General features: G+C 71.8%; 13 protein-coding genes and 1 tRNA gene. 5 read left to right on the forward strand and 9 right to left on the reverse strand.

From position 1 onward, the window contains the following. Positions 1-168: 168 nt before the first annotated feature. Complete coding sequence (locus ACZ3X1_RS19250) at positions 169-843, forward strand: MerR family transcriptional regulator (RefSeq protein ID WP_356811883.1); 675 nt, start codon at positions 169-171, stop codon at positions 841-843. On the opposite strand, the gene ACZ3X1_RS19255 is transcribed toward ACZ3X1_RS19250, so the two are convergent. Then, positions 825-1,628 (reverse strand): exodeoxyribonuclease III, encoded by an 804-nt coding sequence (locus tag ACZ3X1_RS19255; protein WP_467280375.1) that lies wholly within the window; start codon positions 1,626-1,628, stop codon positions 825-827. The genes ACZ3X1_RS19250 and ACZ3X1_RS19255 overlap by 19 nt on opposite strands. Before the next feature lie 38 nt (positions 1,629-1,666). Between ACZ3X1_RS19255 and ACZ3X1_RS19260 the strand changes: the two genes are divergently transcribed. Then, the gene (locus ACZ3X1_RS19260) at positions 1,667-2,179 is read left to right on the forward strand and encodes a GNAT family N-acetyltransferase (RefSeq protein ID WP_467280376.1); all 513 of its coding nucleotides are present in this window, start codon (positions 1,667-1,669) and stop codon (positions 2,177-2,179) included. Between the two features lie 400 nt (positions 2,180-2,579). On the opposite strand, the gene ACZ3X1_RS19265 is transcribed toward ACZ3X1_RS19260, so the two are convergent. From ACZ3X1_RS19265 to galU, 7 genes are all read right to left on the reverse strand, one after another. Continuing rightward, positions 2,580-2,653, reverse strand: a tRNA-Ala gene (locus ACZ3X1_RS19265). A gap of 78 nt (positions 2,654-2,731) precedes the next feature. Next, the gene (gene sepX, locus ACZ3X1_RS19270; RefSeq protein WP_467280377.1) at positions 2,732-3,781 is read right to left on the reverse strand and encodes a divisome protein SepX/GlpR; all 1,050 of its coding nucleotides are present in this window, start codon (positions 3,779-3,781) and stop codon (positions 2,732-2,734) included. Between the two features lie 191 nt (positions 3,782-3,972). Continuing rightward, positions 3,973-4,581, reverse strand: coding sequence for a GNAT family N-acetyltransferase (locus ACZ3X1_RS19275; RefSeq protein ID WP_356811869.1), 609 nt, complete (start codon positions 4,579-4,581; stop codon positions 3,973-3,975). Positions 4,582-4,598: 17 nt separating this feature from the next. Further along, positions 4,599-5,150, reverse strand: a complete 552-nt coding sequence (locus tag ACZ3X1_RS19280; RefSeq protein ID WP_356811882.1) for a MogA/MoaB family molybdenum cofactor biosynthesis protein — start codon at positions 5,148-5,150, stop codon at positions 4,599-4,601. A gap of 38 nt (positions 5,151-5,188) precedes the next feature. Further along, on the reverse strand, positions 5,189-5,668 hold the full coding sequence (moaC, locus tag ACZ3X1_RS19285) for a cyclic pyranopterin monophosphate synthase MoaC (protein ID WP_045321795.1): 480 nt from the start codon (positions 5,666-5,668) through the stop codon (positions 5,189-5,191). A 123-nt stretch (positions 5,669-5,791) separates the two neighbouring features. Beyond that, a complete protein-coding gene (gene glp / locus ACZ3X1_RS19290) occupies positions 5,792-7,171 on the reverse strand; it encodes a molybdotransferase-like divisome protein Glp (protein WP_467280378.1) in 1,380 nt (459 codons plus the stop codon). Between the two features lie 4 nt (positions 7,172-7,175). Continuing rightward, positions 7,176-8,078 (reverse strand): UTP--glucose-1-phosphate uridylyltransferase GalU, encoded by a 903-nt coding sequence (galU, locus tag ACZ3X1_RS19295; RefSeq protein WP_356811867.1) that lies wholly within the window; start codon positions 8,076-8,078, stop codon positions 7,176-7,178. Between the two features lie 91 nt (positions 8,079-8,169). On the opposite strand from galU, the gene ACZ3X1_RS19300 reads away from it, so the two are divergent. Next, entirely contained in the window at positions 8,170-8,784 is a 615-nt protein-coding gene (locus ACZ3X1_RS19300) for a 5-formyltetrahydrofolate cyclo-ligase (RefSeq protein WP_467280379.1), read from the forward strand. On the opposite strand, the gene ACZ3X1_RS19305 is transcribed toward ACZ3X1_RS19300, so the two are convergent. Next, a complete protein-coding gene (locus ACZ3X1_RS19305) occupies positions 8,779-11,658 on the reverse strand; it encodes a penicillin acylase family protein (RefSeq protein WP_390076472.1) in 2,880 nt (959 codons plus the stop codon). The genes ACZ3X1_RS19300 and ACZ3X1_RS19305 overlap by 6 nt on opposite strands. Before the next feature lie 311 nt (positions 11,659-11,969). Between ACZ3X1_RS19305 and ACZ3X1_RS19310 the strand changes: the two genes are divergently transcribed. Together ACZ3X1_RS19310 and ACZ3X1_RS19315 are read left to right on the forward strand one after the other, a co-directional pair. Further along, positions 11,970-13,472, forward strand: coding sequence for a potassium/proton antiporter (locus tag ACZ3X1_RS19310; protein ID WP_356811864.1), 1,503 nt, complete (start codon positions 11,970-11,972; stop codon positions 13,470-13,472). A gap of 367 nt (positions 13,473-13,839) precedes the next feature. Further along, on the forward strand, positions 13,840-15,216 hold the full coding sequence (locus tag ACZ3X1_RS19315) for an MFS transporter (RefSeq protein WP_467280380.1): 1,377 nt from the start codon (positions 13,840-13,842) through the stop codon (positions 15,214-15,216). Positions 15,217-15,231 lie beyond the last annotated feature (15 nt).

The raw sequence follows: 15,231 nt of genomic DNA on the forward strand, positions 1-15,231 counted from the left end.
CCACCTCATCGCAGTCCCAGCCACGCAACGCCGCACACAACATCGAAACACTGCCAGCAATCACTGGCACAATCGGGAGGGTAGAGCAGCCCCGTACTCATGGGTAGGGGGCGGACCCGGAAAGTTACCGCCGGTACCTCATAGGCTGCATCCGTGGCGAAGGATGAGATGCAAGCGAAGACGGTGCGCGAGTACCGCACCGAGGAGCTGGCCGAAGCGGCCGGCATACCAGTGCGCACCCTGCGCTTCTACCGCGAGCGCAGACTGCTCCCGCCGCCCCGCCGAGAGGGCCGCATCGCCTGGTACGACGACCACCACCTGGCGCGGCTGCGCACCATCGCCGGCCTGCTGGAACGCGGTCACACCCTCGGCGGCATCGCGGAGCTGACCGCCGCCTTCGAGAAGGGCCGCGACGTCGGCCAGCTGGGCGAGCTGCTCGGCATCGGCTGGTCGGAGGAGACCCCGGTGCGGCTCACCCCGGAGGAACTGGCCGACTACTTCGAGGGCGAGGTCACCCCGGAGAACCTGGCGGCCTCCCTCGACCTGGGCTACCTCGCCGTGGACGGCGACACGATCGTGCACGTCAGCCGCCGCCTGCTGGACGTCTCCTCGGCGCTGGTACGCGAAGGGGTGCCGCTGGCGGCGGTCCTGGAGACGGGGCGCCGCGTCCGCGAGCACGCGGACGCGATGGCGCTGCTGTTCACCGAGCTGATCTCGGACCACATCTCGCCGGAGGCGCTCACGCGGCTGCGCCCACTGGCCAAGAGCGTGGTCGAGGCGGAGCTGACGATGGCGATGGACCGCCTGCTGGCTTCCGGGCCGGGTCAGGCGCCGAGCTCGTAGACGACCGTCACGGGCGCGTGGTCGGACCAGCGCTCGGGGTGCGTCTCGGCCCGCTCGACGAAGGCCTTCACGGCCTTCGCGGCCAGCCCCGGGGTCGCCACCTGCAAATCGATGCGCCAGCCGGCGTCGTTGTCGAAGGCGCGTCCGCGGTAGGACCACCAGGAGTACGGGCCCTCGGTGTCGGGGTGCAGCTCGCGCACCACGTCGACGTAGCCGGCCTGCGCGTAGACCTTCCCCAGCCACTCGCGCTCCTCGGGGAGGAAGCCGGCGTTCTTGCGGTTGGTCTTCCAGTTCTTGAGATCGGCCTCCTGGTGACAGATGTTCCAGTCACCACAGACGACGACCTCGCGCCCGTCGGCGGCGGCCCGCACCTTCAGCTCGGCGAGGTAGGTCAGGAACTCCCCCATGAACCGGTACTTCTCGTCCTGCCTCTCCGTCCCCGCCTCACCGGAGGGCAGGTAGAGGCTGGCCACGGTCACACCGGGCAGGTCGACCTCCAGGTACCGCCCGGAGGCGTCGAACTCCGCACTGCCGAACCCGACCCGCACCTGCTCGGGCGCGCGCCGCGTGTACAGCGCGACCCCGGCGCGCCCCTTCACGGCGGCCGGAGCGAAGACGGTGTGCCAGCCCTCGGGAGAGCGCACCCCGTCCGGGATCTGCCCCTCCTCGGCCCGTACCTCCTGCAGGCACACCACGTCGGCGTCGGATCCCGCGAGCCACGCCCCGAAGCCCTTCTTGGCGGCGGCCCGAATCCCATTCACATTCACGGAGGTCACAGTGAGCATCCCAGCACCATAGCGGGATGGTTCCGTACGATGTTCGGATGTCTCATGGGATCGACCTCCGCACCGTGCCGTACGACCACCCGGACGCGGTCAAGCTCAACGACCAGGTCCAGCTCGAATACCAGGTGCGGTACCAGGGCGAGGGCGACGCCACCCATCTGGACCCGGCGATGTTCGTCCCGCCGCAGGGCCTGTACATCGTGGCGTACGACACCACGGGCGCCCCGGTGGCGACCGGCGGCTGGCGCAGCCAGGAGCAGAACGACGAGGGCTACTCGGACGGCGACGCCGAACTCAAGCGGATGTACGTCGTCCCGGAGGCCCGCGGCCTGGGCCTGGCCCGCCGCATCCTGGCGACCCTGGAGGAGGACGCCCGCGCGGCGGGCCGCCTGCGCATGGTCCTCGAAACGGGCGACCGGCAGCCGGAGGCGATAGCCCTCTACCTCTCCGCGGGCTACACCCCGTCGCCGAAATTCGGCTTCTACCGCTTCTACGACTCCAGCCGCTGCATGGCCAAACCCCTCCGGGCACACAGCCCCGCCGGCGTCTGAGGCGCGGGGGCCCTGGGCGGCGCCCCCGGCGACGGCGCCACCGACCCGTCTCCCGCAGCCACGGCTCCGCCGACCAGGCGCCTCCGGTGTCGGGGACGGCAGCCGCAGCGCCCGTACCAGCGCGGCTTCGTGGTGCGGGTAGTTGGCGTGCCTGCGGACCCGGCCGTCGGCGGTCCGCGGACCGCTCCGGCCGCGCGCGCCAACTCCCGCATCGGGAGCGGCCCTTCCCGACATCGGCGCTTGCGGCGTACCGCACCCGTCCGACGAGCTCCGGTGCGCCCCCCTGGACCGGGCCGGCCCGAAGTCCCAACCGCCCCCGGAAACGCCGAGATCCCGCCCGGTCTTTCGACCGGGCGGGATCTCGTGACGTTCACGAGAGCTACTCGCGAACTGTCGTCTGTGGACCTGTGGGGATTTGAACCCCAGACCCCCTCGATGCGAACGAGGTGCGCTACCAGACTGCGCCACAGGCCCTTGCGACGTGTGAAACATTAGCACCCCCGCGCCGGTGCTCCAAAACGCGTATGCACCAGGGTCCGCGCAGGTCACCGATCACTCGTTCGCCGCCCGCGGGCGGTCCTCGCTCTCGTACTGGTCGAAGAGCGGGGTGCGGCCGCGGCCCTGGCCGCGGGGGCGCTGGGCGGTCCGGTCCTGCGCGTCGTCCTCGCCGGTGGCCGGGGCGGGGACCGCCGGCTGGGCGCGCAGGCGGGGCTCCGTCGGCTCGGCCGTGCTGGAGCGGGTCGCGCTCCAGGCGTCCGGGGTCAGGGGGCCGGTGGCGCGGGGGGCGACCGGGGCCGTCACGTACGTCGGCAGCGGGACCGGGACCGGCTCCCAGCTGTCACCGCGGACGGGGCCGCGTTCGCGCTCGCGCTGCTGGTCCACCCACTCGGCGTGGTCGGTCTGCTCGACCAGCGCGCGCCGTCCGGCCTCCTGCGGGGAGACCGGTGGGGCAGGGTCCGGTTCGCTGCCCGCCTCCGCGCCCTCCTCGGGGTGGCGGCGGCGCGGGCGGGCCTCCCGCAGCTGCCGCGCGGCGGCCTCGGCGCGCCGCCGGTCCATGGTGAACTCGTAGCGCCGCCGCTCCTGGACCCGCAGGTGCGCGATGTACGCGCTCAGCAGGAGGGCGGGCACGGCGGGGGCCCACAGGTAGCGCAGCCCGCCCACCGCCGCTACGACGGCGCCGGCGGTGAAGACCAGGAAGAGGAGGGCGGTCGTGCGCCGACGGCGTGCGAGGACCTGGAGGCGCTGTTCCCGCCGGGCCCGCTCCGCCCGGTGTTCCCGCTCGGCGGCCGCCGAGCGCGGCTCCGCCCTGGTCGGGGACACGCCGAAGGCCCGGGCGTCGGCGTCGACGGAATTCACCGTTTCCGTCGCGGCGTCCGGGTCCGCGTGGGGCTCGGGCTCCGCCTCCTCGTCACCGCGCTCACGCAGCCCCTTGGCGTAACGGCGCTCCATTCCCGCCCGGCCGGAAAGCAGCCGAATGGCAGTGGAGAAGCGTTCCGTCGGACGGACTTCGTTCAGCTCGTCCTGCCTCCGGAGCCACATGGGCACCAAGTAGGCGGCCCAGGCCCCGACAATGACTGCGTAGATGAGGCCGCTGCTGCTCACACCTCACACCGTAGAGGGGCGCGGGCGAGGGGATCGGCCAATTGGGCCGGTGTGTCGCGCGTTCTCGCTGATATCACGGACTTTTTTTGTGATTCTTCGGATCAGGTTATGGGCGAATCGGTTACCCCGGGCCATTAATTCGAACACATATTCGTTTACCGCTGTGTCCGGGCACGGCCGGTTCGTCATCCCTATTTCGGCGGGGACTGCGAGTGGCGCGACCGGTGCCAGCGGCGCAGCAGCCCTTCCGGCACCTCCTCCTCCGTGATCGCGTACACGAGGTGGTCGCGCCACGCGCCGTCGATGTGGAGGTAGCGCGGACGCAGTCCCTCCTCGCGCAGGCCCAGCTTCTCCACGACCCGTCGGCTCGGCCCGTTCTCGGGGCGGATGCACACCTCGATCCGGTGCAGGCCGACCTTGCGGAAGCAGTGGTCGACCGCCATCGCGACCGCCGTCGGCATCACGCCGCGGCCCGCCACGTCGCGGTCCACCCAGTAGCCGATGTGCGCCGCGCACATCGACCCCCAGGTGATCCCGGCGACCGTCAGCTGGCCCACCAGCCGCCCCTGGTACTCGATGACGAAGGGCAGCATCCGGCCCGCGTTCGCCTCCGCCCGCAGGTGGCGGACCATCTGGCGGTACGTGGGCCGCTGGATCACCGGCCCCCACGGCGCGGGCGGAGGGATCGTGGCCTCCCACGGCCGGAGCCAGTCGCGGTTGCGCTGGTTGACCTCGCGCCAGTCCTTCTGGTCGCGCAGTTTTATCGGCCGGAGCGTGACATCGCCGTCGGTCAGGACCACGGGCCAGGTGGGGCCGTTCAGCTCGCACTCCCGGAGGGTCCCGCCGGTCTGGGGTGGTCGCCGCCGCGGATCTGGTCCACCGCGTGCGACAGGATGCGGGACAGAACCGCGAGGCCGTCGCGCACCCCGCCCGTGGAACCGGGGAGGTTGACGATGAGGGTGCGCCCGGCGACGCCCGCCAGGCCCCGGGACAGAGCCGCGGTCGGCACCTTCGCCAGGCCCTCGGCGCGGATCGCCTGCGGGATCCCCGGGATCTCGTAGTCCAGCACCCGCGCGGTGGCGTCCGGGGTGCGGTCGGTCGGCGAGATCCCGGTGCCGCCGGTGGTCAGGATGACGTCGTACGCGGCGGCCACGCCCTCGCGCAGGGCCCGCTCGACGGGGTCGCCGTCCGGGACGACCCGCGGGCCGTCCACCGTGAAGCCGAGCTTCTCCAGGGCCTCGGCCAGCAGCGGGCCGCCCTTGTCGGCGTACACGCCCTGCGAGGCCCGGTTGGACGCCGTGACGACGAGAGCCCTCCCGAGGGACTCCGCGGCCCCGGCCGGGGCCGCGCCGGCCTCCGGCGCCGCCACCGCCTGGTGGCTGTGCACCTCCCCGCCGCGCGGGGCGTTCACGAGCGCGTCCAGTCGCCGGACTTGCCGCCGGTCTTCTCCTCCACCCGGACGTCCGTGATGACGGCGCCCTTGTCGACCGCCTTCACCATGTCGATCACGGTGAGTCCGGCGACCGCGACGGCGGTCAGCGCCTCCATCTCGACGCCCGTGCGGTCGGTCGTCTTCACCGTGGCGAGGATCTCCACGGCGTCGTCGGCGACCGACAGGTCGACCTTCACGCCCGAGACGGCCAGCGGGTGGCACAGCGGGATCAGGTCGGGGGTCTTCTTCGCCCCCATGATCCCGGCGATGCGCGCTGTGGCGAGGGCGTCCCCCTTGGGCACGCCCTCGCCGCGCAGCAGCTCGATCACCCGGGGGGAGACCAGTACGCGTCCACTGGCGCGCGCCGTCCGGGTGGTGACGTCCTTCGCGGAGACGTCGACCATCCGGGCCGCACCGGCCTCGTCGATGTGGGTGAGCCTACTCTCGGTACTCATTGCTGTGCCGCTCCGCTCGGGGCCCCCGGGGGCCTGTGTGGTGCGACACACGCTACCCGCACGGGCCGCCGGAGGGGCGCCCCGGGGGAACGGCTCCGGGCCCGCCCGCGGCGACGACGCGGCTCAGCCGAGCAGGACCACTTCCAGCTCGGTTCCGGGCTCCACCGAGGTGACGTCCTCCGGTACGACCATCAGCGAGTCGGCGTGCGCCAGTGCGGCGATCAGGTGGGAGCCCGATCCGCCGACCGGACTGACCGTGCCGGTCTCGGCGTCGTACTTGCCGCGCAGGAACTGGCGGCGGCCGGCCGGGGAGCCGAGTGCCTCGTCGGCCTTGAGCACGGCCCGCACGCTCGGCCGCCGGACCTCGGACTCCGGCAGCCCCATGAGGGCGCGGATCGCGGGGCGCACGAACAGCTCGAAGGAGACGTAGGAGGAGACCGGGTTGCCGGGCAGCGCCAGCAGCGGGGTGTGGTCCGGGCCGATCGTGCCGAAGCCCTGCGGCTTGCCGGGCTGCATGGCGAGCTTGCGGAAGTCGATCCGGGTCGCGTCCACGTCCACGTCCGCGTCGCTGTCGCACGTACCGGACGAGCCGGACGAACCGACCGAGGAGAGGGCCTCCTTGACCACGTCGTAGGCGCCGACGCTGACGCCGCCCGTGGTCACGAGCAGGTCGGCCCGGATCAGCTGGTCCTCGATGGTGGAGCGCAGGGTGTCGGCGTCGTCGGCCACGGCGCCCACCCGGTAGGCGATGGCGCCGGCGTCCCGCGCGGCCGCCGCCAGGGCGAAGCTGTTGGAGTCGTAGATCGTGCCGCCGGTGAGCGGCTCGCCGGGCTGGACCAGCTCGCTGCCGGTCGACAGGACCACCACGCGCGGGCGCGGGCGCACCCGGACGGTGCCGCGCCCGATGGCGGCGAGCAGGGCGATCTGGGGCGGGCCGAGCACCGTGCCGGCGGCGAGGGCCAGGTCGCCCGCCTGGACGTCGCTGCCACGCGCGCGGACGTGCGCCCGCGCCTCGGCCGCGCGGTGCACCCGTACCTCGCCGCCCGCCTGCTCGGGGGCGGCGCTGGCCGGGGTCATCCCGGCGGCGGCGCCGCCTCCGGTGCCGCCGTCGGTCCACTCCACCGGTACGACGGCTTCCGCACCGGGCGGCAGCGGGGCCCCGGTCATGATCCGCGCGGCCTCGCCGGGGCCGACGGTGGGCAGCTCGCCGCTGCCCGCCGCGACGTCCCCGATGACCGTCAGCACCGCGGGGAACTCCTCGCTCACACCCTGGACGTCGGCCGTGCGGACGGCGTAGCCGTCCATGGAGCTGTTGTCGAAGGGCGGGAGGGCGACGGGCACGGTGACGTCTTCGACCAGGACACAGCCCTGGGCGTCCAGCAGCTGGAGCTCGATCGGCTCCAGCGGCCGGACGGCCCCGAGGACGTCCGCGAGGTGCTCGTCCACGGACCACAGACGGTGGCCGCCCGCCGGTCGTGGATGCTGCGGTGCGGAACTGCTCAAGGTGCTACATCTCCTCCGTGACGTAACGGTGAAGCCAGGTGCGGAACTCGGGGCCCAGGTCCTCGCGCTCGCACGCGAGGCGGACGATGGCCCGCAGGTAGTCGCCGCGGTCCCCGGTGTCGTAGCGACGGCCCCGGAAGACCACGCCGTGCACCGGGCCGCCGACGCTCTCGTCGGCGGCCAGCTTCTGCAGGGCGTCGGTGAGCTGGATCTCCCCACCGCGGCCCGGCTCGGTCTCCCGCAGTATGTCGAAGATCGCGGGGTTGAGGACGTAGCGTCCGATGACCGCGTAGTTGCTGGGGGCGTCCTGGGGCTCCGGCTTCTCCACGAGGCCGGTGATGCGGACCACGTCCGCCTCGTCGGTGGCCTCGACGGCGGCGCAGCCGTAGAGGTGGACGCTGGCCGGGTCGACCTCCATGAGGGCGATGACGGTGCCGCCGGTGCGGGCGTGGATGTCGGCCATCTGACGCAGCAGCGGGTCGCGCGGGTCGATGAGGTCGTCACCGAGGAGGACGGCGAAGGGCTCGCGGCCGACGTGCGGCTCGGCGCACAGCACCGCGTGGCCCAGGCCCCGCGGGTCGCCCTGGCGGACGTAGTGCATGGTCGCGAGGTCGCTGGATTCCTGGACCTTCTTCAGCCGGTCGTCGTCGCCCTTGGCGATGAGGGCCGACTCCAGCTCGTAGTTGCGGTCGAAGTGGTCTTCCAGGGGCCGCTTGTTACGCCCAGTGATCATGAGGACGTCATCGAGCCCGGCCGCGACGGCCTCCTCCACCACGTACTGGATGGCCGGCTTGTCCACAACCGGGAGCATTTCCTTCGGGGTCGCCTTGGTCGCCGGAAGGAAGCGGGTGCCGAGGCCAGCGGCCGGAATGACGGCCTTCTTGATCACGGGGTGCAACATAGTCATGGCCAGAACGATAGTGGGTCCTGCCGAACGCCCGACGAGTCCGCGGTCAGTAGGTCCATATATGCCCTGATTCGAAGGAAATTTGATTCTCGTGGCAGAGAAACCGCCCACGGCGTCCGCCAAGTCCGAGCTGCGCCGGGAACTCCTCGCGGCCCGTCGCGCCTTGTCCCCCGACGCCCGCAGCACGGCGGCCGCGGCGCTCGCCGTGACCGCTCTCGAACTGCCCGAACTGGCCGGTGCGCACACGGTCGCGGCGTACGTCTCGGTCGGCGGCGAGCCCGGTACCCGCGCACTCCTCGACGCCCTGCGCGCGGCCGGAAAGCGGGTGCTGCTGCCCCTCCTGCTGCCCGACAACGACCTCGACTGGGCGGCGTACGAGGGCCCGGGCAGCCTCGCCGAGGTGGCGCACCCGGGCAGGATGCGGCTGCTGGAGCCGTCCGGCCCGGCGCTCGGCCCGGACGCGGTGACGGGGGCCGACGCCGTGCTGCTGCCCGGGCTCGCGGTGGACGGGCGCGGCATGCGGCTGGGCCGCGGCGGAGGCAGTTACGACCGGGTGCTCCAGCGGCTGGAGCGGGCCGGGGCGCATCCGGCGCTGGTCGTGCTCCTCTACGACGACGAGGTGGTCGCGCGGGTCCCGGAGGAACCGCACGACCACCCCGTACAGGCGGTGGCCACCCCCTCGGGGGTGCGCCGCTTCAGCTCATGAGGCGGCCGGCCTGAGGGTCAGGGTGTCGACCGTGGCCTTGTCGACGGCGTCCTTGCCGAAGGGCCACTCCAGCAGCTCGCCCTTGGCCCACATGTGCGTCTGGTCCGTGTAGTGGGAGTTGTACGCGTGGCCCGAGGCGCCCGTGAGGTTGATCCAGCGGGACTTGTCGAGGTCGTTGAGGTTGACGACCATCCGCATCGACGGCACCCACGTGACCCCGTAGCCGCTGGAGGCGTTCCAGCCGGTGGCGTTGACGGTCGCCTCGCCGCCGCCCACGTTCCACGGGCCGCGATTGAGGAGCCACTGCATGAAGCCGGGGCCCTCGGTGCCGATCGTCTGGTTCTTCAGGTTCAGCTGGTGCAGCCGGCCCCAGCTCCAGGTGGACTGGTCCTTGCCGAGCTTGGCGGTCAGCTCCCAGCGGGCGTCCGCCATGGCCCGCGCGAACAGCTCGTCGCGGGTGGTGGTGGCCGGCTTGTTCAGGCCCTTGGCGGGCGCGCTCCACCAGGCCGACTTCTCGTCCTTGACCAGGCGGCGGACCACCTCGAACCAGCGGTCGCCGCCGTCGGGCTGCGCCGAGTCCGCGTCACGGGTGCCGCACTCGCGGACCGTCTTGGACAGGTCGTCGGCCGGGCCGGTGCCGTTGCCGAGGACGTTCATGCAGCTGCCCTCGATGCGCAGCTCCTTGGGCATCTTGTCGCCGAAGGACAGCTTGAGGATGTTGCGCCAGACCGCGTTGAAGTAGGCCGCGGCCGCCGAGTCGGACTCCTGCGTGTAGTTCCAGCCGTCCAGCAGCTTCTGTGCGGCGCGCACGCCCGGGTCCGAGATCTGGATCTTCGACAGCATCGGGGTCAGGAGCGCGGCGATCTCGCTGCTGTTGTCCATCTGCATGGTGCGCATGTCGTCGGTCGAGATCTTGCCGCCGTCCTTGATCTTCGCCTCGATGAGGTCGTTGATCCGCTGGCTGCGGGCGCCGTAGCCCCAGTCGGTGGTCAGCAGGTGCGGGTACTTGCCCGCGCCGGTCCCGCCCTCCGCGACGGCCTGGTTCGCGGTGACGATGTAGCCGCGCGAGGGGTTCTGGTCCCAGGGGAGCTCGTTCTGCGGGATGTAGCCGGTGTTGCCGTCCCGGCCGCCCTTCCAGGCGTACTTGGAGTCCCAGCCCGGGGCGGGCATCCGGCCGTCGCCCTGGCCGCGGACCGGGATGCGGCCGGGGGCCTGGTAGCCGATGTTGCCGCTCTGGCCCCTGTTGTCGGCGTAGATCAGGTTCTGCGAGGGGACGTCGAAGTCGGCGGCCGCCTTGCGGAAGTCGTCGAAGTTCTTGGCCTGGTCGAGCTTGAAGACCGCGTCCATGGTCCTGCCCGGGTCCAGCGCGGTCCAGCGCAGGGCGATGGCGTAGCCGTCGCCGCGGTCGGGGGCGGAGACGTCCACGGGGGCGCGGGTGCCGACCGTACCGAGCTCCTCGCTGCGGTCGGAGACGAGCGGGCCGTTGTTGGTGGTGCGGACCGTGATCTTCTTGCTGGCGCCGCCCGCGACCTTGATGACCTCTTCGCGCAGGCCGAAGGGGATCACCCGGTTGTCGTAGACGTAGCCCTCGGGCTTGATCTGCTCCAGGTAGAGGTCGGTGACATCGGCGCCGAGGTTGGTCATGCCCCAGGCGATGTCGGCGTTGTGGCCGATGACCACGCCGGGCATGCCGGAGAAGGTGAAGCCGGCCACGTCGTACTTGCACTGGGCCGAGACGGTGCGGCAGTGCAGGCCCATCTGGTACCAGACCGAGGGCAGTTGCGGCGACAGGTGCGGGTCGTTGGCGAGCAGCGGCTTGCCGGTGGTCGTGTACTTGCCCGAAATGACCCAGGAGTTCGAGCCGATGCCGCTGCCGTTGGGGCCGAGGATCGCGGGCACCTTCTCCAGGGTGTCGGCCAGGGCGCTCAGCTGGGTGCGCAGGCCCACGGTCGCGCCCTGGGCGGTGGCGTTGCCGGCGAGGCCGGTGGGGTCGCCGGCACCCGCGGCGGTGGAGGCCTGGGACGCGGCGGGGCCGCCGCCCGAGCCGCTGCCGGATCCGGAGCCGCTGCCCGAGCCGCTGCCGGAGCCGCTGCCGGAGTTCCCGGTCTGGCCCTGGGGGGTGTACTTCCCGCCGTCGACCTTGCCGCCCTCGACGACCGGCTTGTTCCGGTCAAAGGGGTACGGCGGGTAGAGCTCGGCGATCTGCGCCTGCGAGAGCTTGCCGGTCATCAGCGCGCGGTCGATCTCGTCCTGCATGTTGCCGCGCAGGTCCCAGGCCATCGCCTTGAGCCAGGCCACCGAGTCCACCGGCGACCACTTCTCGGGGGCGTAGCCGTCGCTGAGCCCCAGGGCGGCGTGCTCGACGGAGAGGTCCTTGCCGGACTTCCCCTTCAGGTACGCGTTGACCCCGTCGGCGTAGGACTGCAGGTTCTTCTTCGTCTCGGCGGAGAGCTTGGTGTCGTACTCCTCCTGCGCGACCTGGCGCCAGCCCAGCGTGCGCAGGAAGGCGTCGGTCTCGACCTGGCCGGCGCCGAACATCTCCGAGAGCCGCCCCGAGGTCATGTGGCGGCGTACGTCCATCTCCCAGAAGCGGTCCTGCGCGTGCACGAAGCCCTGCGCGCGGAAGAGGTCGCCGTCGTTGTCCGCGTAGAGCTGGGGAATGCCGTTGGCGTCGCGCTTCACCTCGACCGTCCCGGTCAGGCCGGGCACGTCGAGGGAGCCGGTCGTCTGGGGGAAGGAGGCGCGCACGCCGTCCACGCTCCAGTACGCCCCGTAGCCGAGGCCCGCGACGAGTCCCAGGACCAGTACGAGCACGATCAGACGGGCGCGTCGTCCCTTCTTCTTGACGGGAGGAGCGGTTTCGTTGGCGGGCATCGCTGTCCTTAGAGGGGCAGGGTGGTCCTGGGAGTGCTGGGAGCAACCATAGGCGCAGGACCGACTCCGTTGATCCGCCAGGGGTGGAGGCCGTGTGGAGGGCCTGTATTCCGCGACGGTCCCGGAGGCGGCCGGAAAACGATCTACCGGCGGCTCCGGCGGTCCCGAGGACAGGGGCGGACAGCCGTTTCACAATGTGGTTATCGCGTAAAGGGCGCGTCAAAGATTAGGTAAGGTAACGAACTACTTGCCGAACTTGTCGCCGGGAGGATCGATCCGCCGGGCGCATTGAGGAGGGCCGCCCGCTGACTGTGCACACGCTCAATGAGCTCCTGCTGGTCTGCTCGCTCGTACTGCTCGTCGCCGTGGCCGCGGTGCGGGTCTCGTCACGCAGCGGCCTGCCCAGCCTGCTCATCTACCTCGGCATAGGCGTCGCCATAGGCCAGGACGGCATCGGGAACGTCGTCTTCGACAACGCCGAGCTGACCCAGGTCATCGGCTACGCCGCCCTCGTCGTGATCCTCGCCGAGGGTGGTCTGGGCACCAAGTGGAAAGAGATCAGACCGGCGCTGCCGGCCGCGATCATGCTGTCACTGGTGGGCGTGGCGATCAGCGTGGGCGTGACGGCGGCGGGGGCGCACTACCTCGTGGGGCTGGAGTGGCGCCAGGCGCTGCTGATCGGCGCGGTCGTCTCCTCGACGGACGCGGCGGCCGTCTTCTCCGTGCTGCGCAAGGTCCCGCTGCCCTCCAGGATCACGGGCGTCCTGGAGGCCGAGTCCGGCTTCAACGACGCACCCGTCGTCATCCTGGTGGTGGCCTTCTCCACGGTCGGCCCGGTGGACGACTGGTACGTCCTGCTGGGCAAGATCGCCCTGGAACTCGCCATCGGCGCCGCGATCGGCCTGGCCGTGGGCTTCCTCGGCGCCTACGGCCTGCGGCACGTGGCACTGCCCGCCTCCGGCCTCTACCCGATCGCCGTGATGGCCATCGCGATCGTGGCGTACGCGGCCGGCGCGATGGCGCACGGCTCCGGATTCCTCGCGGTCTACCTGGCGGCGATGCTCCTGGGCAACGCCAAGCTCCCGCACTGGCCGGCCACGCGCGGCTTCGCCGACGGGCTCGGCTGGATCGCCCAGATCGGCATGTTCGTACTGCTGGGCCTGCTGGTCACCCCGCACGAGCTGGTCCGCGACTTCTGGCCCGCGGTCGTCATCGGCCTGGTGCTGACGATGGTGGCGCGGCCCCTGGAGGTCTTCCTCAGCCTGCTGCCCTTCCGGATCCCGTGGCAGGAGCAGGTCCTGATGTCGTGGGCGGGCCTGCGCGGCGCCGTGCCCATCATCCTGGCGACCATCCCGATGGTGTCCGGGATCGAGGGCAGCGACCGCGTCTTCAACATCGTCTTCGTGCTGGTCGTCGTCTACACCCTGGTGCAGGGGCCGACCCTGCCCTGGCTGGCGCGCAAGCTGGACCTCGGGCAGGGCATGGAGACCGCGTCCGACCTCGGCATCGAGTCGGCGCCGCTGGAGAAGCTGCGCGGGCACCTGCTGTCCTTCGCCATCCCGTCGGCCTCGCGGATGCACGGCGTCGAGGTGAGCGAGCTGCGGCTGCCGCCCGGGGCCTCGGTCACGCTGGTCGTCCGGGACGGCAAGAGCTTCGTACCGGCGCCGACGACGGTGCTGCAGCACGGGGACGAACTGCTCGTGGTGGCCACGGACCCGGTCCGGGACGCGGCGGAGGCACGGCTGCGGGCGGTGGCCCGGGGCGGCAAGCTGGCGGGCTGGCTGGGGACCGGCAACGGATCCGCGCCGCATTAGAGCGGCGTTCTAATCGGCCGGATTCGGCGAGATCTGCCCGCCCCTATGCGGACATATGCGGTTTTTTGAATGCGAAGCTCTCGTTAATCGCAGGTGAAGACACGGGTTGTCGGCACAATCACAGGGCGTGATAACGGGTTCCCCTGTACGATGAAGGCACAACAGATCGAACCAACTCTGCCTGACGCAGAGCTGGCGCGACCGCAAAGCGGCCGTGGCACCCCCCGCAGTGGGCGCCCAGGTATCACTCGGTTATGCGCAAGAGGACAGCTCTCGGGGCTCCCAACACGTACGGGTGCGACCGCTCACAAAGCACGGCACCGTCCGCAGACGGGGATGCTCTACCAGGCAGCGGAAAGGCAAGGCCGTGACATCCGCGGTCACGACCGACAAGTCCGCCCGCCCCGGCTACGGGCAGCTCCTGCGCACGCCGGGCGCCCTCGGCTTCGTACTCCCCGGCTTCGCAGCCCGGCTCCCCTTCGGCATGCTGACCATCAGCATCCTGCTCCTGGTCCAGCACACCACCGGCTCCTACGGCAGCGCCGGCATCGTCGCCGCCGTCACCGGCATCTCGATGGCCCTCTCCGCCCCGCTGATGGGCATCTTCACCGACCGGTTCGGCCAGAGCGCCGTGCTCGTGCCCGTCGTCCTCGCGCACGCCGCCGCCGTCACCGGCCTCGCCGCCCTGGCGCTGGCCGACGCCGACGTCTGGCTCCTGGCGCTGGCCGCGATCCCGGCCGGCGCCTCGGTCCCGCAGGTCGGACCGATGGTCCGGGCGCGCTGGGCCGCCAGGCTGGAGGGCTCGCCGCTGCTGCCGACGGCCGCCGCCTTCGAGTCCGTCACCGACGAGTTCACCTTCGTCGTCGGCCCGGTCCTGGCGACCGCGCTGTGCACCGGTGTCCACCCGGCGGCCGGCCTGGTCACCGAGGCCACGCTGACCCTGCTCGGCGGTCTGCTCTTCGCGGCCCGGCGGGCCTCCCAACCCACGACGCACGCCCCGTCGGCCACCGGCGAGAAGCGCGCGTTCGCACTGTCATACCCGGGTCTGCGCGTCCTGATCTTCGCCTTCCTCGGGATCGGCGCCGTCTTCGGCGGCATGCAGGTCTCGCTCGCCGCCTTCTCCAACGAGATCGGCAACCCCGGCGCCAACGGCCTGCTGTACGGCGTCTTCGCGGCCGGCAACATGATCGCGGGCATCGCCATGGGCGCCGTCGCGTGGAAGATCGGCCCGCGCCGACGGCTGATCCTGGGCTACATCGGCCTCACCGCCGCCGCGTCCGTCCTGTGGGCCGCGAACTCGGTGATCCTGCTGGGCGCGCTCGGCCTGGTCGTCGGCCTGTTCATCGCCCCCGCCCTGATCACCGGCTACACGATGGTCGAGCAGCTGATCCCCGCGAACGCCCGGACCGAGGCCTTCACCTGGCTGACCGGTTCGATCGCCTTCGGGCAGGCCGTAGCGGTCATCCTGGCCGGCCGCCTGACGGACGCGCACGGGTCCTCGTACGGCTTCCTGGTGCCGATGGCGGCCACCGCGCTGGCGCTGGCCACCCTGCTGGCGCTGCGGGCGAAGCTCGCCCCGAAGGCCCCGAGCCGGATCGTGAACTCGTCCGCGCCGGACGGCGAGGCCGCGGCCGCCGCTGCCGTCACGGTCGGGGCCACCCCCGCCGCCACCCCCTCGCAGGCCCCCCGTAACCGGGTGAACGAGCGTGGGATGGGTCACCGCGTGCCGGTGGCGGTGGACTGATCCGCCGGAATGCGT

This window comes from Streptomyces sp. NPDC023541, from assembly GCF_055559995.1.